This window comes from Streptomyces sp. NBC_01217 (genome assembly GCF_035994185.1).
Lineage (GTDB): Bacteria > Actinomycetota > Actinomycetes > Streptomycetales > Streptomycetaceae > Streptomyces.
On record NZ_CP108538.1, the window covers coordinates 2,459,182 to 2,479,531 of the forward strand.

Below are 20,350 nucleotides of genomic sequence, written 5' to 3' on the forward strand. Positions count from 1 at the left end.
GGCGACGCGCAAGGGCGCGGTCCAGGATCCGGACCGCGCCCCGCGTCACATTCCGTCCGTTCAGGCGTTGCTGACCGCCACCCAGCGCTCCAGCGCCCGGCGGGCCGCTCCCGAGTCGATGGACTCGGCGGCCTTCGCGATCCCGGCGGCGAGCTGCTCGCTCAGCGTGCCGTCCGTCGGGTCCAGGGCCACCAGCGCCGCCGCCGAGTTGAGCAGCACGGCATCGCGTACGGGCCCCCGCTCACCGGCCAGCACCCGGCGGGCCACATCCGCGTTGTACGAGGCGTCGGCGCCTCGCAGCGCCTGTGTCGGCACCAGCTCCAGACCGACGTCGCGCGGGTCGAAGGCCTCCTCGCGCACCGCTCCGTCCCGGACCACCCAGACCCGCGAGGTCGAGGTCGTCGTCAGCTCGTCCAGCCCGTCGTCACCGCGGAAGACCAGCGCCGAATTGCCGCGCTCGGCGAGGACACCGGCGACGATGGGAGCCATCCGCAGATCGGCGACGCCGACCGCCTGGGAGCGCACCCTGGCCGGGTTGGTGAGCGGGCCGAGGATGTTGAACGTGGTCTGGGCGCCGAGCTCCTTGCGGGCCCTCGCGGCGTGGCGCAGGGCAGGGTGGAACTTCACCGCGAAGCAGAAGGTGATGCCCGCCTCCTCGGCCACCTCGACGACCCGCTGGGCGTTGAGCTCCAGATTGACGCCGAGCTTCTCCAGCACGTCGGAGGAACCGCTCGCCGACGAGGAGGCGCGGTTGCCGTGCTTGACGACCTTGGCGCCGGTGCCCGCGATGACGATCGCGGACATCGTGGAGATGTTGACCGTCTTGGCGAGGTCGCCGCCGGTGCCGACGATGTCGACCGTACGGCCGGGTACATGGATGGTGTTGGCATGCTCGTACATCGCACGCACCAGGCCGGACACCTCGTCGACCGTCTCGCCCTTGGCACGCAGGGCCACCGCGAAACCGGCGATCTGCACATCGGTCGCCTCGCCGCTCATGATGCGGTCCATCGCCCACGCGGTGTCGTCCGCGCTCAGGTTCTCGCCGCGCAGCAGGGGGTTCAGCACGCCGGGCCAGGAACGGTCCGCCACGCTGTCGCCGCCGACCGGGGTCACAACGTTCATGGTCCGCTCCTGGGGTCCATAGCCGAAATTGGGGTTCTCCCCCACCCTATCGAGCACCGGGGACAGCGAAGAGCCCCGTCCATCGGATGAACGGGGCTCCTGCTGTGGCGATCAGTTCAGGCGATCAGTGGTGGCCGTGGCCGCTGGTGATCTCCTTGTACTCCTCGGTGGTGGGCTTGGCGATCTGGTTGTCCTCGCCGTAGTAGCCCTTGCTGAGCCTGGCCCGCAGCTTCTGCAGCGCGGGCACCTTGCGCTCGACACCGTTCTCGTCGACCGTCGGGCCGATCTCGACCGGCTTGTACTGCTCGTGCGCGGTGAGCGTGTGCAGCTGCTCGGGGCCGAGCGGCTCGTGGATCTCGACGAACTCACCGTGCGGCAGGCGCTTGATGATGCCGGACTCGCGCCCGTGCAGCACCTTCTCCTTGTCGCGGCGCTGGAGGCCGAGGCAGATCCGCCTGGTGGCGATGAACGCGATGACCGGGCCGACGAAGATGAAGATCCGGACGAACCAGGAGATGGCGTTCAGCGACAGGTGGAAGTGCGTGGCCCACAGGTCGTTGCCACCGCCGATGAAGACGATGACGTACTCGGTGATCCAGGCGACGCCGAAGGCCGTCCGGGTCGGGGCGTTGCGCGGGCGGTCCAGGATGTGGTGCTCGCGCTTGTCGCCGGTGACCCAGGACTCGACGAACGGGTAGACCGCGATGATCGCGAGCACCAGTCCGAAGGCCATCAGCGGGATGAACACACCCAGGACGAGCGTGTGACCCCAGAGGTTGATCTCCCAGCCCGGCATCACTCGGATCAGACCCTCGGCGAAGCCCATGTACCAGTCGGGCTGGGCGCCGGTGGACACCTGGTCCGGACGGTAGGGGCCGATGGCCCAGATCGGGTTGATCGAGGCGATCGCCGAGATGACGGCGATGATGCCGAAGACCAGGAAGAAGAAGCCGCCGGCCTTCGCCATGTACACCGGCAGCAGCGGCATGCCGACCACGTTCTTGTTGGTGCGGCCGGGACCCGCGAACTGCGTGTGCTTGTGGTAGAAGACCAGGATCAGGTGCGCCACCAGCAGGCCGAGCATGATGCCCGGCAGCAGCAGGATGTGGATCGAGTAGAACCGGGCGACGAAGTCGTGGCCGGGGAACTCTCCGCCGAACAGGAACATCGAGATGTACGTGCCGACGATCGGCATCGACAGGATCGCGCCCTGGGTGAAGCGGACACCCGTACCGGAGAGCAGGTCGTCCGGGAGCGAGTAGCCGGTGAAGCCGGTGAACATGCCCAGCACGAACAGCAGGAAGCCGAACAGCCAGTTGATCTCACGCGGCTTGCGGAACGCACCCGTGAAGAAGACGCGCATCATGTGCACGAACATGCCGGCCAGGAAGATCAGCGCGGCCCAGTGGTGGATCTGGCGGACCAGGAGACCACCGCGGACGTCGAAGCTGATGTCCAGCGTCGAGGCGTAGGCCTCGGACATCCGGATGCCCTGCATCGGCTCGTACGAGCCGTGGTACACGACCTCGTTCATGCTCGGGTGGAAGAACAGCGTCAGATACACACCCGTGAGGATGATGATGATGAAGCTGTAGAGGGCGATCTCACCGAGCATGAAGGACCAGTGGTCCGGGAAGATCTTGCGCATGTTGGACTTGGCCAGGGAGTAGATCCCGAGCCGGCCGTCCGCCCAGTCGGCCACCCGCTCACCGGCGGGCGCTTTGCGCTGTGTGTCGGTCGCAGTACTCATCCGCGCTCCCAGAATGCAGGACCGACGGGCTCTTCGAAGTCACCGAGCGCCTCGAGGTTGCCCTCGCTGTTCACGCCGATCCGCAGCTGCGGAAGGGCGTGACCGGCCGGACCGAAGATGACGCGGGCGCCGTCGGAGAGGTCGAAGGTGGACTGGTGGCACGGGCAGAGCACGTGGTGCGTCTGCTGCTCGTACAGGCTGATCGGGCAGCCGACGTGGGTGCAGATCTTGGAGAAGGCCACGATTCCCTCGTGGGCCCACTCGCGCTCGCGCGGGTCCTTGATGTTCTCCGGCTGGATGCGGATGATCATCAGGGCGGCCTTGGCGATCTGGTTCTGGAAGTCCTCGTCGTGCTCCTCCAGGCCCTCGGGCATGGCGAAGGTCAGCGAACCGACGGCGACGTCCTCGGGACGAAGCGGCTCCATCGTGTTCATGTTGATGAGCTGCTTGCCCTTGGCCCACAGGGTGTTGCGGAGCTTCTTCTCCGGCAGCGGACCGAGGTCGCGCAGCAGCACCACGCCGGAGAGCGGCACCAGGGCCAGCGCACCGAACAGGGTGTTGCGGATCAGCTTGCGCCGTCCGAACGCGGACTCCTCGGCACCTGCCGCGAAGTCCGCGAGGACCTTCGCCTTGACCTCGGGCTCGGCCTCGATGGCGTGCCGGTCGTCGGCGACCTCCACGTCGGACATCAGGGTGCGCGCCCAGTGGACGGCGCCTGCGCCGATGGTGAAGAGGGCCACGCCCAGGGTCAGACCCAGGGAGAAGTTGAGCGCGCTCACATGGCCGAAGGGCCAGATGTACACGATCTCGTCGACCGGGAAGATGACGTAGGAGGCGATGAAGCCGATCGTCGCCAGCATGGACAGCGTGAACATGAACGCGACGGCGCGCTCGGAGCGCTTCGCGGCCCGTTCGTCGATGTCCTGGATGCGCGGCTTGTGGGCCGGCAGCCCCGGGTCGGCGAACGGGTCGTCCGCGACCTTGACCGCGCCGTGCGCGGGGTCCTGCTCAGCGGGCAGGTTCTCGTCTGGAATCTCTTGGCTACTCATGACTTCTTGGCCTTAGCGGTGTGGGCCGCGACCCAAATGGCAACTGCGATCAGTGCGCCGAGCCCGAAGATCCAGGCGAACAAGCCCTCGCTGACCGGCCCCAGGCCGCCCAGCTTGAGACCACCCGGGCTCTCCGACTGGGCGCTGTTCACGGTCTGGACGTAGGCGATGATGTCCCGCTTCTCCTGCTCGGGCAACGTCGTGTCCGGGAAGGACGGCATGCTCTGCGGGCCGGTCTGCATGGCCTCGTACATGTGCTTCGGGTCCACGCCTTCGAGGCTGGGCGCGTACTTGCCGTTCGTCAGCGCACCACCCTCACCGGTGAAGTTGTGGCACTGCGCGCAGTTGGTACGGAACAGGTCGCCACCCTTGGCGATGTCCGCACCGTCAGGGCTGACCTGGCTCTTGCTCGGAACGATCGGACCGGCGCCGAGCGACGCGACGTACGCCGCGAGCTGGTCGATCTCGGCCTGGTTGTAGATGACCTTCTTCTTCGGCACCTGGGCGCCCGGCTGCTGTGCCGGCATACGGCCCGTACCGACCTGGAAGTCCACGGCGGCGGAGCCCACGCCGACCAGGCTCGGCCCGTCGGAGGTGCCCTGACCGCCGGTTCCGTGGCAGCTGGCGCAACCGACGGAGTACAGCTTCTTGCCCTCGTCGATGGCGAGGGACTGGGCGGTTTCGTCGGCCTGCGCCTTACTCGCGGGCGCAAACGCGGCGTACAGCCCCCCAGTGGCCGCCAGCGCGAGGAGTAGTACGACGACCGCCGCCAACGGATGGCGTCGTCGTGCGGAGAGCTTTTTCACGGATTACCCCGGTGTCAGGATCTTCTGCGTCGATGCTGGATGTGGTTCGGGTTCAGGCCCGGTTACTTGATCATGTAGATCGTGGCGAAGAGGCCGATCCACACGACATCGACGAAGTGCCAGTAATAGGACACGACGATGGCTGCGGTCGCCTGTTCGTGGGTGAACCTCTTGGCTGCGTACGTCCTGCCGAGAACGAACAGGAAGGCGATGAGACCGCCTGTCACGTGCAGCCCGTGGAAGCCGGTCGTCAGATAGAACACCGAGCCGTACGGGTCCGAGGACAGCGAGAGGCCGTCCTTCTTCACCAGCTCGGTGTACTCGAAGACCTGGCCTCCGATGAAGATCGCACCCATCACGAAAGTGATCACGAACCAGGCGCGGAGCTTCTTCACGTCGCCCCGCTCCGCGGCGAAGACGCCGAGCTGGCAGGTGAGTGAGGAGAGCACCAGGATCGTGGTGTTCGTCGCGGAGAACGGGAAGTTCAGGGCCGAAGCCATTTCCTTCCAGTGATCCGGTCCCGTCACCGATCGCAGGGTGAAGTACATCGCGAAGAGGGCCGCGAAGAACATCAGCTCGGAACTCAACCAGATGATGGTTCCGACGCTGGTGAGGTTCGGTCGATTGACCGACGGGTGCGCGTGCCCGGTTTCTACTGTCGTTGCTGTCGCCACGACCGACATTATGTCGGTCCCTTATCCCGCCCTCACTCCGGGGGGTGCCGTTCGGTGTGTCAACAGGGTGTGCCCTCCCCGAACGGCCCATGAATCCGCTGTCCGGAGCGGTACTGACAGGCCATCGGGCGGAGTACGATCCGCGCATCGGTTCATGCCCGGAAAGCCCCGAAGACACAGATGTCACGGAGGAACAATGCAGCCGACCGCCACGGTCCTGGTCTACAGCGACGACGCCAACACCCGTGAGCAGGTGAGGCTGGCAGCCGGGCGCAGGCCCGCGGCCGACGTGCCGCCGGTGGAGTTCCTGGAGTGCGCCACCCTGCCCGCCGTCCTGGAGGCGCTGGACAACGGCGGCATCGACGTCTGTGTGCTGGACGGCGAGACGGCGCCCGCGGGCGGCATGGGCGTCTGCCGGCAGATCAAGGACGAGATCTTCCACTGCCCACCCGTACTGCTGCTGATCGGGCGCCCGCAGGACGCCTGGCTGGCCACCTGGAGCCGTGCGGACGCCGCGGTGGCCCTGCCGGTCGAACCGGTCGAGTTCGCGGACGCCCTGGCCGCTCTGCTGCGCAGCAGGGACTGCGTGGACGCCTGAGACCTGCCGCGCTTTCGCGGGACCTTCCTTCCGCGGTCCCGCTGAGGGGCGCACTCCCCGGACCGGTCAGACCTCGGGCCGCAGTCGCGCCGCCTGGAACATGTCCGTGCGGTCCGGGGCGGCGCTCTTCTGCAGGGCGCTGCCCTTCTGCCATTCGGCCCAGGGCAGGTTCCAGTCGCCGAAGCCGTTGTCGAACGGCGTCATCATCTCGCCCTGGCTGCCGACGACCTGGACGATGTCGCCCGGGCGCACGGTGTTGTAGAACCACTCGGCCATGCTGGTGCTCATGCCCGTACAGCCGTGGCTGACGTTCTCGTACCCCTGCGAACCGACGGACCAGGGGGCGGCGTGCACGTACTCACCGCTCCAGGTGACGCGGGTCGCGTAGTGGACCATCAGGTCGTAACCGTCGGAGGAGTCCTCCGAGATGCCGATGGTCTCACCGCGCATACGTACGGAGCCCTCCTTGGCCAGCACGACCTTGACGCCGTTTCGGGTGGAGAAACCGGGCTTGCCCGTGGTCACCGGAATGGTGTTGATCACTTTCCCGTCGCGCTTGACCGTCATCGTGTGCGCGGCGGCGTCGGTGAGGGCCTCGACGCGCTCGCCCGTGGTGAGCTTCAGCGCCTTCGCGGGGGCTCCGTAGAGCGCGTCGGCGACCTTGATGCCCGTCAGGCCGCTGGTGACGTCGATGGTGGCCTTGGCGGGCCAGTACTCCTTCGGGCGGTAGTGCAGGATCTTGTCGTCGACCCAGTACCAGGAGCCGGTCACGGCGGGCGTGGCGCGGACCCGCAGGGCGCGCTCCACGATGGCCCTGGACGCCTTGTCCTTGACCGGGACGCTGAGTTGCGCCGTGATGGGCTGCCCGACGCCGTAGGTGCCCGCCTCGGGGCCGAAGGTGACCTTCAGGAGCTTCTTCGCCTTGACGGCGGCGGTCTCGAAGGAGAGCGTACGGACGCCCGGGGCGCCGTCGTCGTCCTCCATGCTGACCCGGACGGTGTAGCGGGCGCCTGCGGCGAGCGGGGCGGTGGAGTGCCAGCGTGTCCCGTCGGCGTCCAGCTCGCCCGCCAGGTGGCGTCCGGTCGAGTCCACTGCCGACACGTCCGTGATCCGGCCGTCGTCGCCGTCGACACCGACTTCGAGCGGCTTGTCGGAATCGGCCTTCTCGTCGCCCTCGGGGACGTTGAACGAGATCTCGTCCGCCGCATCGTATGGTTTCGCCGCGAGTGGGTGGCCGTTCGGCCCCCCACAGGCGGTCACACCAGCGACCAGGGTCACGACCAGCAGAGTGCAGCTCACTACGGGGCGGAAGCGCGGCGTGTGGTTCATGAACACACGCTATGAAGATTCATCCCTTTTAGCGCGCAATACGACTGCAAACGGGGGACCCGCGCTTCTCTCGGTGGAGAAGCACAGGCCCCCCGTCAGGTGGAGCGGTGACGCTGTGTCACTGGGTGCGGTTCTCACCGCGGTAGTACTCGAAGACCCAGCCGAACAGACCGATCAGGATGATCGGGGCCGAGAAGTAGAGCAGCCACCAGCCGAAGATGATGCCCAGGAAGGCGAGGGCGCCGCCGAAGGCCAGCGAGAGCGGCTGCCAGCTGTGCGGGGAGAAGAACCCCACCTCGCCGGCCTCGTCCGCGACATCGGCCTCCTTGTTGTCCTGGGCCATGGCGTCGACCCGCTTGGCCGTGAAGGCCAGGTAGAAGCCGATCATCACGCTCAGGCCGAAGCCCAGGACCAGCGCGGTGGTACCGGCCGGCTCCTTCGACCACACGCCGTACGTGATGGCCATGGCGAGGATGAAGACGCTCAGCCAGAGGAACATCTTGCCCTGGATCTTCACTTGCCTGCCTCCTTGCCACCGGCGAGGGCCTTGTCATCCGCGAACTGGTGCTCCAGCTGCTCGAGCGCCGAGATCTCCGGGTGATGCAGGTCGAACGCCGGGGATTCGGAACGGATCCGCGGCAGGGTGAGGAAGTTGTGCCGCGGCGGCGGGCAGGAGGTCGCCCACTCCAGCGAGCGGCCGTAGCCCCACGGGTCGTCGACCTCGACCTTCTTGCCGTACTTGGCGGTCTTCCACACGTTGTAGAAGAACGGCAGCATCGACAGGCCGAGCAGGAACGAGGAGATCGTCGAGATCGTGTTCAGCGCGGTGAAGCCGTCCGCCGCGAGGTAGTCCGCGTAGCGGCGGGGCATGCCCTCGGCACCCAGCCAGTGCTGTACCAGGAACGTGCCGTGGAAGCCCACGAACAGCGTCCAGAACGTGATCTTGCCGAGCCGCTCGTCCAGCATCTTGCCGGTGAACTTCGGCCACCAGAAGTGGAATCCGGCGAACATCGCGAAGACCACGGTGCCGAAGATGACGTAGTGGAAGTGCGCGACGACGAAGTACGAGTCCGAGACGTGGAAGTCCATCGGGGGCGATGCCAGGATCACGCCGGTCAGGCCACCGAAGGTGAAGGTGACCAGGAAGCCGACGGCCCAGAGCATCGGTGTCTCGAAGGACAACGACCCCTTCCACATCGTGCCGATCCAGTTGAAGAACTTCACACCGGTCGGTACCGCGATGAGGAAGGTCATGAACGAGAAGAACGGCAGCAGCACACCGCCGGTGACGTACATGTGGTGCGCCCACACGGTCACCGAGAGGCCCGCGATGGCGATCGTCGCGCTGATCAGACCGATGTAGCCGAACATCGGCTTGCGGCTGAACACCGGGATCACTTCGGAAATGATTCCGAAGAACGGCAAGGCGATGATGTACACCTCTGGATGGCCGAAGAACCAGAAGAGGTGTTGCCAGAGCAATGCGCCGCCATTGGCCGCGTCGAATACATGCGCACCGAACTTGCGGTCCGCCTCCAGCGCGAAGAGCGCGGCGGCGAGGACCGGGAAGGCCAGCAGGACCAGCACACCGGTCAGCAGGACGTTCCAGACGAAGATCGGCATGCGGAACATCGTCATGCCGGGGGCGCGCATGCAGATGATCGTGGTGATGAAGTTGACCGAACCGAGGATCGTGCCGAAGCCGGAGAAGGCCAGACCCATGATCCACATGTCGGCGCCGACACCCGGCGAACGGACGGCGTCCGAGAGCGGGGAGTAGGCGAACCAGCCGAAGTCGGCCGCACCCTGCGGGGTGAGGAAGCCGGCCACCGCGATCAGCGAGCCGAAGAGGTACAGCCAGTACGCGAACATGTTCAGCCGCGGGAACGCCACATCGGGCGCGCCGATCTGCAGCGGCATGATCCAGTTCGCGAATCCGGCGAACAGCGGCGTCGCGAACATCAGCAGCATGATCGTGCCGTGCATCGTGAACGCCTGGTTGAACTGCTCGTTCGACATGATCTGCGTGCCGGGACGGGCCAGCTCGGCGCGCATGAAGAGCGCCATCAGACCGCCGATGATGAAGAACGCGAACGATGTGACCAGGTACATCGTGCCGATCGTCTTGTGGTCAGTGGTGGTCAACCACTTGATGACGACGTTTCCCGGCTGCTTCCGCCGGACCGGCAGCTCGTCCTCGTACGAGTCGTCTGCTGCCGCGGCACCCTGAGGTTCGTTGAGGATGCTCACAGTTTGTTCGTCTCCGCATTCCTGGCCGGGTCAGTCTGCTTGATACCGGCCGGCACGTAGCCCGTCTGGCCCTTCTTCGCCAGCTCCTTGAGGTGCGCCTGGTAGCGCTCCGGGGAGACGACCTTGACGTTGAAGAGCATCCGGGAGTGGTCGACGCCGCAGAGTTCGGCGCACTTGCCCATGAAGGTGCCCTCCTGGTTGGGAGTCACCTCGAAGGCGTTGGCGTGGCCCGGAATGACGTCCTGCTTCATGAGGAACGGCACCACCCAGAAGGAGTGGATGACGTCACGCGAAGTCAGAATGAAGCGGACCTTCTCGCCCTTCGGCAGCCACAGGGTCGGCCCGGGGTTGCCGTTCTGCGGGTTCTCGGTTCCCGGGATGCCGAAGTCGTAGACGCCTTCCGCTCCCTTGGGGAATTGATCCCGGTACCTGTCCGGGATGGCATCGAGTTCCTTGGGGATCTTGTTGCCCGTGGCAACGGAGCCGTCCACGTTCTCGATGTAGTTGAAGCCCCAGCTCCACTGGTAGCCGACCACGTTGATGGTGTGGGCGGGCTTCGGGGAGAGCGAGAGGAGCTTCGTCTCATCGCGCGCGGTGAAGTAGAACAACACCGAGACGATGATCAGGGGGACCACGGTGTACAGCGCCTCGATGGGCATGTTGTACCTGGTCTGCGTAGGAACCTCGACCTTGGTGCGGCTGCGCCGGTGGAACATGACGCTCCACAGGATCAGGCCCCAGACCAGCACACCCGTGGCGAGCGCTGCCGCCCACGAGCCCTGCCAGAGGGAAAGGATCCTTGGTGCCTCTTCCGTTACCGGCGTGGGCATACCAAGGCGGGGGAAGTCCTTGTATGTGCAACCGGTTGCGGTCGCCAGGATCAGGCCCGCAGTCAGCACCTGCGGCAGCTTCCGCCGCATCGGGCGCCGCGACGAGCGGTCGGAGCCGTTGGGACTCACGTAGCGCCTTCCCGAGAGTCTCGCCCGCGCGGTCGGCGCGGCCGTCTCTCGTGGTCGGTCGCCGCCCTGACGCGGGCAGGGGTTTGGATGTTTATGCGGACCAAACCCTACTGGACGCTATTTGGGGTCGCGCGGGGAGGGTGCCCAACGCGCCGTCCGGCACCCCGAAGGGGTGGAACACGGGCCTCCGGCCGTCATCTGACGCCCCCTCTCCTGGCCTCGCGGACGGCTCGCGCCCGGGTGCGGGCTAGCGTGGCCGTGTGCCCTACTTCGATGCCGCTTCCTCCGCTCCCCTGCACCCCGTCGCCCGCCAGGCGCTGCTTGCCGCGCTGGACGAGGGGTGGGCCGACCCGGCCAGGCTCTACCGCGAGGGGCGGCGGGCCCGGCTGCTGCTGGACGCGGCCCGGGAGGCCGCCGCGGAGGCCGTCGGGTGCCGTCCGGACGAGCTCACATTCACTCCTTCGGGGACGCGGTCGGTGCACTCCGGAATTTCCGGCGCGCTCGCGGGGCGTCGGCGTGTCGGCCGCCACCTGGTCGTCTCCGCGGTCGAGCACTCGTCCGTGCTCCATTCGGCCGCCGCCCATGAGGCGCAGGGCGGATCGGTCTCCGAGGTCGCGGTGGACCGGTCGGGGGCGGTGAGTGCGGCGGCGTACGCGGACGCGCTGCGCGAGGACACGGCGCTGGCCTGTCTGCAGTCCGCCAATCACGAGGTCGGCACCGAGCAGCCGGTGGCCGAGGTGGCGGAGGCCTGCCGGGCGGCGGGGGTGCCGCTGCTGGTCGACGCCGCGCAGTCGCTGGGCTGGGGGCCGGTGCCGGAGGGCTGGTCGCTGCTGGCGGCCAGCGCGCACAAGTGGGGCGGGCCCTCGGGGGTCGGGCTGCTGGCGGTGCGCAAGGGGGTGCGGTTCGCGGTCCAAGGACCGGCCGACGAGCGGGAGTCGGGGCGGGCGGCCGGGTTCGAGAACCTTCCGGCGATCGTGGCCGCGGCGGCGTCGCTGCGGGCGGTGCGGGCACAGGCCGCGGCGGAGTCCGTACGGCTGCGGGCTCTGGTGGACCGGATCAGGGCCCGGGTGCCGCAGCTGGTGAGTGATGTGGAGGTGGTCGGTGATCCGGTGCGGCGGCTGCCGCATCTGGTGACCTTCTCCTGTCTCTATGTCGACGGGGAGACACTGCTCCATGAACTGGACCGGGCCGGGTTCTCCGTATCGTCCGGTTCGTCCTGCACCAGCAGCACGTTGACACCGAGCCATGTGCTCAAGGCGATGGGGGTGCTGTCGGAGGGGAACGTACGGGTGTCGCTGCCGGCCGGCACCACGGACGAGGAGGTCGACCGCTTCCTGGACGCGCTGCCTCCGGTGGTGGCGGAGGTACGGGAGAGGCTGGGGGCGCCCGTTCCGGCGCCGCCCGTCCCCGCAGCGGCCGCGTCCCTGGTGGTCGACGCCCTCGGGAAGCGTTGCCCGATCCCCGTGATCGAGCTCGCGAAGGTGATCGGGGAGGTGCCGCTGGGCGGGACGGTGACCGTGCTCTCCGACGACGAGGCGGCGCGGCTGGACATCCCGGCCTGGTGCGCGATGCGCGAGCAGGAGTACGTGGGCGAGGAGCCGGCGGACCGTGGCTCGGCCTATGTGGTCCGCCGGCTGACCTGAGGTTCTGCTTCCGGATCAGCGCAGGTGGGAGCGGACCTCGGCGGCGGCGTCGTGACCGTACGCCTTGGTGAAGCGGTCCATGAAGTGGGCACGGCGCAGGGTGTACTCCTGGGTGCCGACCGTCTCGATGACCAGGGTGGCGAGCATGCAGCCGACCTGGGCGGCGCGCTCCAGGCCGACTCCCCAGGCGAGACCGGAGAGGAATCCGGCGCGGAAGGCGTCGCCGACGCCGGTGGGGTCGGCCTTGATCTCCTCCTCCGGACAGCCGACCTCGATGGTCTCGTGGCCGACCCGCTCGATCCGGACGCCGCGGGCGCCGAGAGTGGTGACCCGGTGACCGACCCTGGACAGGATCTCCTCGTCGCTCCAGCCGGTCTTGGACTCGATGAGCCCCTTCTCGTACTCGTTGGAGAAGAGGTACGTGGCGCCTTCGAGGAGGATCCGGATCTCGTCGCCGTCCATACGGGCGATCTGCTGCGAGAAGTCCGCGGCGAACGGGATCCCGCGGGAGCGGCACTCCTCGGTGTGGCGGAGCATCCCCTCGGGGTCGTCGGCGCCGATCGAGACGAGGTCGAGGCCGCCCACGCGGTCGGCGACGGCCTTCAGCTCGATGAGCCGGGCCTCGCTCATCGCGCCCGTGTAGAAGGAGCCGATCTGGTTGTGGTCGGCATCCGTCGTGCAGACGAAACGGGCGGTGTGCAGGACCTCGGAGATCCGGACGGAATCGGTGTCGACGCCGTGGCGGTCGAGCCAGGCGCGGTATTCGTCGAAGTCGGAGCCCGCGGCGCCGACCAGGATCGGCTCGGTGCCCAGCAGACCCATGCCGAAGCAGATATTGGCGGCGACACCGCCCCGGCGCACGTCGAGGTTGTCGACCAGGAAGGAGAGCGAGACCGTGTGCAGCTGATCCGCGACCAGCTGGTCGGAGAAACGGCCGGGGAAGGTCATGAGGTGATCGGTGGCGATGGAGCCGGTGACTGCGATGCGCACGAGGAGTCTGCTCCTGCGGAGATCGGGGGAACGGGTGACTGCGTTCCCGGGGCGGCGTGACAGTTCACGCTACCCGTTTCCCGCACTCGCCCTGAAGGGGGGAAAACTACCCGATAGTAGGTCTTTCTTCCTGAGGTGTGCGGTGCCTACCGTGCGGATATGTCGAACCACATCGCCACACGCGAGTCCGAGATCAGCCTGGCCGAGTTGCGCGGTGACTGCGCGCTGATGGCTCCGCACTGGGTGGTCCCCGCGAAGTCTGCCCCCGTTCGGGTGACGCCGTCCCTGATTCACGGGGTCACCGTGCCCGCCGCCTCCGCACGGCTGATCGACGCGATGTCCGAGTACGGCGACTGAGACCTGCGCCGATCGCGTCCGATGCCCCGGTGGGGAACCGTGTGCTCCCCTGTCCCGTCCCACCGTTGTCCCCACCCGCGGGACGGACCGCAGGCCGGGCGACGGACTGTGGCGGCGACGCAGGCGAAGGAGCGGATCCGGTGAGCAGCGAGCGACCCGACAACGACGTGACCGGCCCCCGGAGGCGCTCGCCGCTCGCCGTGGCCTCGATGGCCGCAGCCGTACTGCTGGCCGGGGGCGGCGGTGCGTACTGGGCCGCGACCGCCGCGGACGGCGACGGCCGGAGCAGTGTGGGCGCAAAGGACGGCGGCGAGCGCACCCCTCCCCCACTGGTCCTGGACGGGAATGCGGGCGACCCGGGCGACCCCGAAGTGCCTGACGGGTCCTCGCAGGGCATCGCCCCGGGCGAGCCCGATCCGCACGGCGGCCAGGTGGTCTACCGCGCCTCCGGCAAGCTGCCCGAGGGTCCGCGCACGGCCGCGGTGCAGCGCGCGGAGGGGGCCGTCTCCGCGACGGAAGTGACCCGGCTGGCGAAGGCGCTGGGGGTGCAGGGCACGCCGCGGGCAGAGGGCACGTCCTGGAAGGTGGGGTCCGACGGGGACGGCGCGGGCCCGCTCCTGCGGGTGAACAAGCAGGCCCCCGGCACCTGGAGCTTCGCCCGGTACGGCTCCGGCGGTACGGACAACTGCGAGAGCGCCACGGTCTGTTCGAGCCAGAGGACCGCGCCGGGCGACGGCGGCTCCCCGGTGAGCGAGAGCGCCGCCAGGGCTGCCGCGGCGCCGGTCCTGAAGGCCGTGGGCCAGGACGACGCCGCCCTCGACGCCCGCCAACTCATGGGTTCGGTACGGGTGGTGAACGCCGCCCCGGTGGTGGACGGGCTTCCCACCTACGGCTGGTCGACCGGGATCCAGGTGGGTTCGGGCGGCGAAGTGGTCGGCGGCAGCGGGCAGTTGAAGGGGCTGGAAAAGGGCGACAGCTATCCGGTGATCAGCGCGGGCGAGGCGCTCAAGCAGCTGAACGCAGCGGCGTCGCGGACGGACGGGCGCGCGGACATCGGCGGATGCGCCACCCCCGTACCGCTGGAGGATGGCCAGAAATCGCCGGAGGTCCACTGCGGGGCACGGACCGGGGCCGAGCGGCCGACGACGACCGTGATGGTCGACAAGGCGGTGTTCGGGCTGACCAAGCAGTACATGGCGGGCAAGCAGACGCTCGTACCGTCCTGGCTCTTCTCGGTGCGGCCGGCCGCGGGCGGCACGGGCACCACCGTGGCGCAGATCGCCGTGGACCCTGCGTATCTGGCGAAGCCCGCGCCTTCGGCGACGACTCCGCCCACCGGGGACGCCGGGCAGTCCCGGCGGCAGATCCTGTCGTACAGCGCCGACGGGCGGACCCTGTCGGTGACGTTCTGGGGCGGGGTGTGCAGTACGTACGCGGCGAGCGCGACCGAGGACGGGAACACGGTGCGGGTGACGGTGACGGAGTCGAAGCCGGCCGGGAAGAAGGTCTGCATCATGATCGCCAAGGAGCTGACCCGCACGGTGACACTGGACGCGCCGCTGGGCGACCGGACGGTGGTCGACGCGGCGTCGGGCGGCGACGTGCCCCGCGCCTGAGTCCGTACGTACGGCAGAAACAACGGCAGATCAACGGCAACGGCGGCGGTCCCGGATTCCGGGACCGCCGCCGTTCTGCCGTGCTGTTCTGCCGCCGCCTTCAGGGCTCAGCCGCCCTCAGGGCTTAGCTGAAGGAGTCGCCGCAGGCGCAGGAGCCCGTTGCGTTCGGGTTGTCGATCGTGAAGCCCTGCTTCTCGATGGTGTCGACGAAGTCGATGGAGGCGCCGCCCAGGTACGGAGCGCTCATCCGGTCGGTGACGACCTTGACGCCGCCGAAGTCCTTCACGACATCGCCGTCGAGCGAACGCTCGTCGAAGAAGAGCTGGTAGCGCAGGCCCGAGCAGCCGCCGGGCTGGACGGCGACGCGCAGCGCCAGGTCGTCACGGCCTTCCTGCTCCAGCAGGCCCTTGACCTTGGCTGCGGCGGCGTCGGACAGGAGGATGCCGTCGCTCACGGTGGTGGTCTCGTCCGATACGGACATCTGCTTCTCTCCCGGGTTGTACGGAGACTGCTTGCCGACGTTGCAACCGTCGGGACCGCGGATTCATTCCGGGCCGAGCGCTTGCCTGTTCCATTCATGCTCGCACACCCGCCGGCCGAGGGGATGCGTCACATCGACGCTATGGCCGTCGTCAAAGTGACATGAAGCGGTTATGATAGATAACGTCAATTAGACGAAAAGGCTCAAAGAAAGGGTACGTGACGTGACCACGGCCCACCCTGTCCAGGATCTCGACGTCCAGCCGACGCCCCTCGCCCTGCTCCTGCTCGGCCGTGAGGCCGACCCGCGGAGCGAGCGCGGCGTCGAATGCCCCGGCGACCTGCCCTCCCCGTCCGACCCGGATCTGGTGGAGCGTGCCCGCGCGGCCAAGGAGAAGCTCGGGGACAAGGTGTTCGTCCTCGGCCACCACTACCAGCGCGACGAGGTCATCCAGTTCGCGGACGTCACGGGCGACTCGTTCAAGCTCGCCCGGGACGCGGCCGCGCGCCCGGAGGCCGAGTACATCGTCTTCTGCGGTGTGCACTTCATGGCCGAGTCTGCCGACATCCTGACCACCGAAGACCAGAAGGTCGTGCTGCCGGACCTGGCGGCGGGCTGTTCCATGGCCGACATGGCCACCGCCGAGCAGGTCGCCGAGTGCTGGGACGTGCTGACCGAGGCCGGGGTCGCCGAGCAGGTCGTACCCGTCTCGTACATGAACTCCTCCGCCGACATCAAGGCCTTCACCGGCCGGCACGGCGGCACGATCTGCACCTCGTCCAATGCGAAACGGGCGCTGGAGTGGGCCTTCGAGCAGGGCGAGAAGATCCTCTTCCTGCCCGACCAGCACCTGGGGCGGAACACCGCGGTCCGGGACATGGGGATGACCCTGGAGGACTGCGTCCTCTACAACCCGCACAAGCCGAACGGCGGCCTGACCGCCGAGGAGCTGCGCAACGCGAAGATGATCCTGTGGCGCGGGCACTGCTCGGTGCACGGGCGCTTCTCGGTGGAGTCCGTCAACGATGTCCGCGAGCGCATCCCGGGCGTCAATGTGCTGGTGCACCCGGAGTGCAAGCACGAGGTCGTGGCGGCGGCGGACTACGTCGGTTCGACGGAATACATCATCAAGGCCCTGGAGGCGGCGCCGGCCGGTTCGAAGTGGGCGATCGGCACCGAGCTGAACCTGGTGCGGAGGCTGGCGAACCGGTTCGCGGCACAGGACAAGGAGATCGTCTTCCTCGACAAGACGGTCTGCTTCTGCTCGACGATGAATCGGATCGACCTGCCGCACCTGGTGTGGACGCTGGAGTCGCTGGCCGAGGGGAATCTCGTCAACCGGATCGAGGTCGACCCCGAGACGGAGAAGTACGCGAAGCTGGCGCTGGAGCGGATGCTGGCGCTGCCGTAGCTGCAGCCGGGGGCCGACGCCGCTGAGGCGTTGCCCGATCGGCTGAAGTCGTGCAGAGGGCCCCGACACCGTCGTGACGGTGTCGGGGCCCTCTGCGTGCGCGTGCGCCGCGTTACGCCTTCGCGGGCTCCGGCTCCTCGGAGGTGGTCTCCTCCGGCTGGGCCGGGGCGGGCAGGCCCGCCTTCTTCGCGCGCTTGACCGCCTTCTTCTTCGCCCGGCGCTCCTTGCGGAGCTCGACCAGCGCGTAGAGCGTCGGCACCAGGAGCAGCGTCAGCAGGGTCGAGGTGACCAGGCCGCCGATCACCACGACGGCGAGCGGCTGCGAGATGAAGCCGCCCTCGCCGGTGACGCCGAGCGCCATCGGGAGCAGGGCGAAGATCGTCGCCAGGGCGGTCATCAGGATCGGGCGGAGGCGGTGGCGGCCGCCCTCGACGACTGCCTCGACGACGCCCATGCCCTGCGACCGGTACTGGTTGATCAGGTCGATCAGCACGATCGCGTTGGTCACCACGATGCCGATCAGCATCAGCATGCCGATCATCGCCGGAACGCCCATCGGGGTGCCGGTGACGACGAGCAGGCCGATCGCGCCGGTTGCCGCGAACGGGATGGAGACCAGCAGGATCAGCGGCTGGATCAGGGACCGGAAGGTCGCCACCAGCAGCATGAAGACGATCGCGATCGCGGCGAGCATGGCCAGGCCGAGATTGACGAACGCGTCGCTCTGGTCCTCGGAGACACCGCCGATGGTGGCCGTGGCGCCGTCCGGAAGCTTCAGCGCGTCGATCTTCGTCTGGAGCGAGGCGCTGACCGCGCCGGTGTTGTCACCGGTGGGCTTGGCCGTGATGGTCGCGGCGCGCTGGCCGTCGATCCGGGTCATCGAGACCGGTCCGGGGACCAGCTCGACGTCGGCGATCTGGCCGAGCTCGACCGAGCCGAGGGAGAGGTTCTTCAGCTCGGCCATCGTGGTGGCCGGGTGGGCGGACTTGATGACGACGTCACGCTCGGTGTCGTCCATGATCGCCTTGCCGGACGGGGTGCCGCGCACCGCTCCGGCGACGGCCGCGCCGAGCGTGGCCTCGTTGAAGCCGGCGTCGGCGGCCTTGGCGTTGGCCTTGACGGAGATCCGCGGGACGCTCTGCGCCAGGTCGCTCTGGACGTCGGTGACGTCCTTGAGCCCGGCCACCTCGGCCCGTACCTCTTCGGAGGCCTTCTTCAGGACATCGGCGTCGGCGGCCTTGACCACGACGCTCAGGTCCTGGCTGCCGAAGCCGCCGCCCGCGGAGATGGTGGTGTCACCGATGCCGTCGAGCTTGCCGAGCTCCGTGTCGAGGCGCTTTTGCACCGCGTCGGAGTCGCCCGCGTCCTTCAGGGTGATCTGGTACGAGGCCTGGTTGGCGCCCGTACCGCCGCCGAAGGCCGCCATGAAGCCGGAGGAGCCGACGGTGACCTGGTAGTCCTTGACGCCCTTGTCGGCGGCGAGGACCTTCTCGACCTTCTTCGCCGCCGCGTCGGCGGCCGCCAGGCTGGTGCCGGGGGTCAGCTCCTGCTTGACGGAGAGGACCTCCTGCTCGCCCTGGTCGAAGAAGTTGGTCTTCAGCAGCGGGGCCATGCCGAAGGTACCGAAGAGCACCACGATGGCGATGACGATGCTGGTGATGCGGCGACGGGTCGCGAAGCGCAGCACCGGGACGTACAGCCGCTGGAGCCGGCTGCGGGCTTCCTTCTCCTCGGCCTTGCGACGGGCCTCTTCCGGGTTCCCGGTGCTGCCCTTCGGGGCGCGCAGGAACCAGTACGACAGAACGGGGACGACGGTCAGCGAGACCAGCAGGGAGGCCAGCAGGGCCGCGGTGACGGTCAGCGAGAACGAGCCGAAGAGCTCGCCGACCATGCCGCCGACGAGACCGATCGGCAGGAAGACGGCGACCGTGGTGAGGGTCGACGAGGTGACCGCGCCGGCCACTTCCTTCACCGCGGTGATGATCGCGGACTGGCGCTCCTCGCCATAGCCGAGGTGACGCTTGATGTTCTCCAGGACCACGATCGAGTCGTCGACGACGCGGCCGATCGCGATGGTCAGCGCGCCGAGCGTGAGCATGTTGAGCGACAGGTCGCGGGTCCAGAGCACGATCAGCGCGAGGACCACGGAGAGCGGGATGGAGACCGCGGTGACCAGGGTCGAGCGCAGCGACGCGAGGAAGACCAGGATCACGATGACCGCGAAGAGCAGACCGAGCGCGCCCTCGGTCGTCAGACCGGAGATCGCCTTGGAGACGGCGGGGCCCTGGTCGGAGACGACGGTCAGTTCGGCGCCGGCGCCGAGGTCCGTGCGGAGGCCGGGGAGCTTGTCCTTGACCGCGTCCGAGATGGCGACGGCGCTGCCGTCCTTGTCCATCGTGGCCACCACGGCGAGGCTCGGCTTGCCGTTGGTACGGGTGATGGAGACCGCGGTGGCCGGCTCCTGCTCCACCGTGGCGATGTCACCGACGCGGACCGGCTTGCCGGGCCTGCCCGTCGGGTTCTGGCCGGTGACCCGCAGGTCCTCGATCTGCTCCAGGGAGGTGAAGGCGCCGCCGACCTGGACGGTGCGGCTCTTGCCCGACTCGGAGAAGGAACCGGCGGGGACGGTCGCGCCGCCCGCCTGGAGCGCCTGGGAGAGCGTCGCGGCGTTCAGCCCGGCCGCGGCGAGCTTCTTGTCGTCGGGGGTGACGGAGACCTGGAGGTCCTGCACGCCGTCGATGGCGACCTGGCCGACGCCGTCGATGTCCTCGATGGCGGGGACGACGGTGCGGTCCAGCTGGTCGGCGAGCGCCTGCTGGTCCTTGTCGGAGGTGACGGCGAGGACGACGGTCGGGATGTCGTCCGTCGAACCGGCGATGACCTGCGGGTCCACGTCGTCGGGAAGCTGGACGCGGGCGCGGTTCACCGCCTGCTGGATGTCGGCGACGAGCTGCTTGGTGCCCTCGCTGCCGAAGTCGAAGGACGCCATGATGACGGCGTTGCCCTCGCTGGCGGTGGAGGTGACGCCGGTGACACCGTCGACAGACTTGATGGAATTCTCGAGCGGTTCGACGACCTGCTTCTCGACCACATCGGGGGACGCACCCTGATAGGGGGCGAGCACCGACACCATCGGGAGTTCGATGGTGGGCAGCAACTGCTGCTTGAGCTGCGGGATCGCGATCGCTCCGAATACGAGCGCGACGATCGAGATCAGCCCGATCAGGGCCCTTTGCGCGAGGCTGAATCTGGACAGCCAGGACATGGGTGGGTCTCTCTTCTGTGGCTTACGCGGCAGGTGGGCGGGTGACT

At 68.2% G+C, this 20,350-nt stretch carries 17 protein-coding genes; 5 read left to right on the top strand and 12 right to left on the bottom strand.

What is annotated here, in order from left to right; genetic code table 11:
* Nucleotides 1–60 precede the first annotated feature (60 nt).
* The 5 genes from trpD to ctaE all read right to left on the bottom strand — a co-directional run bounded on the left by trpD (nucleotide 61) and on the right by ctaE (nucleotide 5,413).
* Nucleotides 61–1,125, bottom strand: a complete 1,065-nt coding sequence (gene trpD, locus OG507_RS10730) for an anthranilate phosphoribosyltransferase (RefSeq protein ID WP_327366944.1) — start codon at nucleotides 1,123–1,125, stop codon at nucleotides 61–63.
* A gap of 124 nt (nucleotides 1,126–1,249) precedes the next feature.
* Nucleotides 1,250–2,875 (bottom strand): cytochrome bc1 complex cytochrome b subunit, encoded by a 1,626-nt coding sequence (qcrB, locus tag OG507_RS10735; protein ID WP_327366945.1) that lies wholly within the window; start codon nucleotides 2,873–2,875, stop codon nucleotides 1,250–1,252.
* Nucleotides 2,872–3,924, bottom strand: a complete 1,053-nt coding sequence (gene qcrA, locus OG507_RS10740; protein WP_327366946.1) for a cytochrome bc1 complex Rieske iron-sulfur subunit — start codon at nucleotides 3,922–3,924, stop codon at nucleotides 2,872–2,874. The genes qcrB and qcrA overlap by 4 nt, the downstream gene beginning before the upstream one ends.
* Nucleotides 3,921–4,730, bottom strand: coding sequence for a cytochrome bc1 complex diheme cytochrome c subunit (gene qcrC, locus OG507_RS10745; protein WP_327366947.1), 810 nt, complete (start codon nucleotides 4,728–4,730; stop codon nucleotides 3,921–3,923). The genes qcrA and qcrC overlap by 4 nt, the downstream gene beginning before the upstream one ends.
* A 62-nt stretch (nucleotides 4,731–4,792) precedes the next feature.
* Nucleotides 4,793–5,413, bottom strand: a complete 621-nt coding sequence (gene ctaE / locus OG507_RS10750; protein ID WP_327366948.1) for an aa3-type cytochrome oxidase subunit III — start codon at nucleotides 5,411–5,413, stop codon at nucleotides 4,793–4,795.
* Nucleotides 5,414–5,600: 187 nt separating this feature from the next.
* Here ctaE and OG507_RS10755 point away from each other — a divergent pair, with 187 nt between their 5' ends.
* Nucleotides 5,601–6,002 (top strand): hypothetical protein, encoded by a 402-nt coding sequence (locus OG507_RS10755; protein ID WP_327366949.1) that lies wholly within the window; start codon nucleotides 5,601–5,603, stop codon nucleotides 6,000–6,002.
* Nucleotides 6,003–6,068: 66 nt separating this feature from the next.
* On the opposite strand, the gene OG507_RS10760 is transcribed toward OG507_RS10755, so the two are convergent.
* The 4 genes from OG507_RS10760 to ctaC form a co-directional block, all read right to left on the bottom strand.
* Nucleotides 6,069–7,331, bottom strand: coding sequence for a L,D-transpeptidase (locus OG507_RS10760; protein WP_327366950.1), 1,263 nt, complete (start codon nucleotides 7,329–7,331; stop codon nucleotides 6,069–6,071).
* 118 nt (nucleotides 7,332–7,449) lie between these two features.
* Nucleotides 7,450–7,848 (bottom strand): cytochrome c oxidase subunit 4, encoded by a 399-nt coding sequence (locus OG507_RS10765; protein WP_327366951.1) that lies wholly within the window; start codon nucleotides 7,846–7,848, stop codon nucleotides 7,450–7,452.
* Nucleotides 7,845–9,581: an aa3-type cytochrome oxidase subunit I gene (ctaD, locus tag OG507_RS10770; protein ID WP_327366952.1), complete on the bottom strand. Its 1,737-nt coding sequence runs from the start codon at nucleotides 9,579–9,581 to the stop codon at nucleotides 7,845–7,847. Before ctaD ends, OG507_RS10765 begins: the two co-directional genes overlap by 4 nt.
* Nucleotides 9,578–10,540, bottom strand: coding sequence for an aa3-type cytochrome oxidase subunit II (gene ctaC / locus OG507_RS10775; protein WP_327366953.1), 963 nt, complete (start codon nucleotides 10,538–10,540; stop codon nucleotides 9,578–9,580). Before ctaC ends, ctaD begins: the two co-directional genes overlap by 4 nt.
* Before the next feature lie 260 nt (nucleotides 10,541–10,800).
* On the opposite strand from ctaC, the gene OG507_RS10780 reads away from it, so the two are divergent.
* Nucleotides 10,801–12,183 (top strand): cysteine desulfurase/sulfurtransferase TusA family protein, encoded by a 1,383-nt coding sequence (locus OG507_RS10780; protein WP_327366954.1) that lies wholly within the window; start codon nucleotides 10,801–10,803, stop codon nucleotides 12,181–12,183.
* 15 nt (nucleotides 12,184–12,198) lie between these two features.
* On the opposite strand, the gene OG507_RS10785 is transcribed toward OG507_RS10780, so the two are convergent.
* A complete protein-coding gene (locus OG507_RS10785; protein ID WP_327366955.1) occupies nucleotides 12,199–13,173 on the bottom strand; it encodes a carbohydrate kinase family protein in 975 nt (324 codons plus the stop codon).
* A gap of 159 nt (nucleotides 13,174–13,332) precedes the next feature.
* Between OG507_RS10785 and OG507_RS10790 the strand changes: the two genes are divergently transcribed.
* Together OG507_RS10790 and OG507_RS10795 are read left to right on the top strand one after the other, a co-directional pair.
* Nucleotides 13,333–13,530: a hypothetical protein gene (locus OG507_RS10790; protein ID WP_327366957.1), complete on the top strand. Its 198-nt coding sequence runs from the start codon at nucleotides 13,333–13,335 to the stop codon at nucleotides 13,528–13,530.
* Nucleotides 13,531–13,670: 140 nt separating this feature from the next.
* Nucleotides 13,671–15,146, top strand: a complete 1,476-nt coding sequence (locus tag OG507_RS10795) for a hypothetical protein (protein ID WP_327366958.1) — start codon at nucleotides 13,671–13,673, stop codon at nucleotides 15,144–15,146.
* 124 nt (nucleotides 15,147–15,270) lie between these two features.
* Here the strand turns inward: OG507_RS10795 and OG507_RS10800 are convergent, their stop codons facing one another.
* Nucleotides 15,271–15,627 carry a HesB/IscA family protein gene (locus OG507_RS10800; RefSeq protein WP_107018256.1) on the bottom strand — a complete coding sequence of 119 codons (357 nt, stop codon included), beginning with the start codon at nucleotides 15,625–15,627 and terminating at the stop codon, nucleotides 15,271–15,273.
* Nucleotides 15,628–15,850: 223 nt separating this feature from the next.
* Here OG507_RS10800 and nadA point away from each other — a divergent pair, with 223 nt between their 5' ends.
* On the top strand, nucleotides 15,851–17,038 hold the full coding sequence (nadA, locus tag OG507_RS10805) for a quinolinate synthase NadA (protein WP_327366959.1): 1,188 nt from the start codon (nucleotides 15,851–15,853) through the stop codon (nucleotides 17,036–17,038).
* Nucleotides 17,039–17,150: 112 nt separating this feature from the next.
* On the opposite strand, the gene OG507_RS10810 is transcribed toward nadA, so the two are convergent.
* Nucleotides 17,151–20,303, bottom strand: a complete 3,153-nt coding sequence (locus tag OG507_RS10810) for an efflux RND transporter permease subunit (protein ID WP_327366960.1) — start codon at nucleotides 20,301–20,303, stop codon at nucleotides 17,151–17,153.
* Nucleotides 20,304–20,350 lie beyond the last annotated feature (47 nt).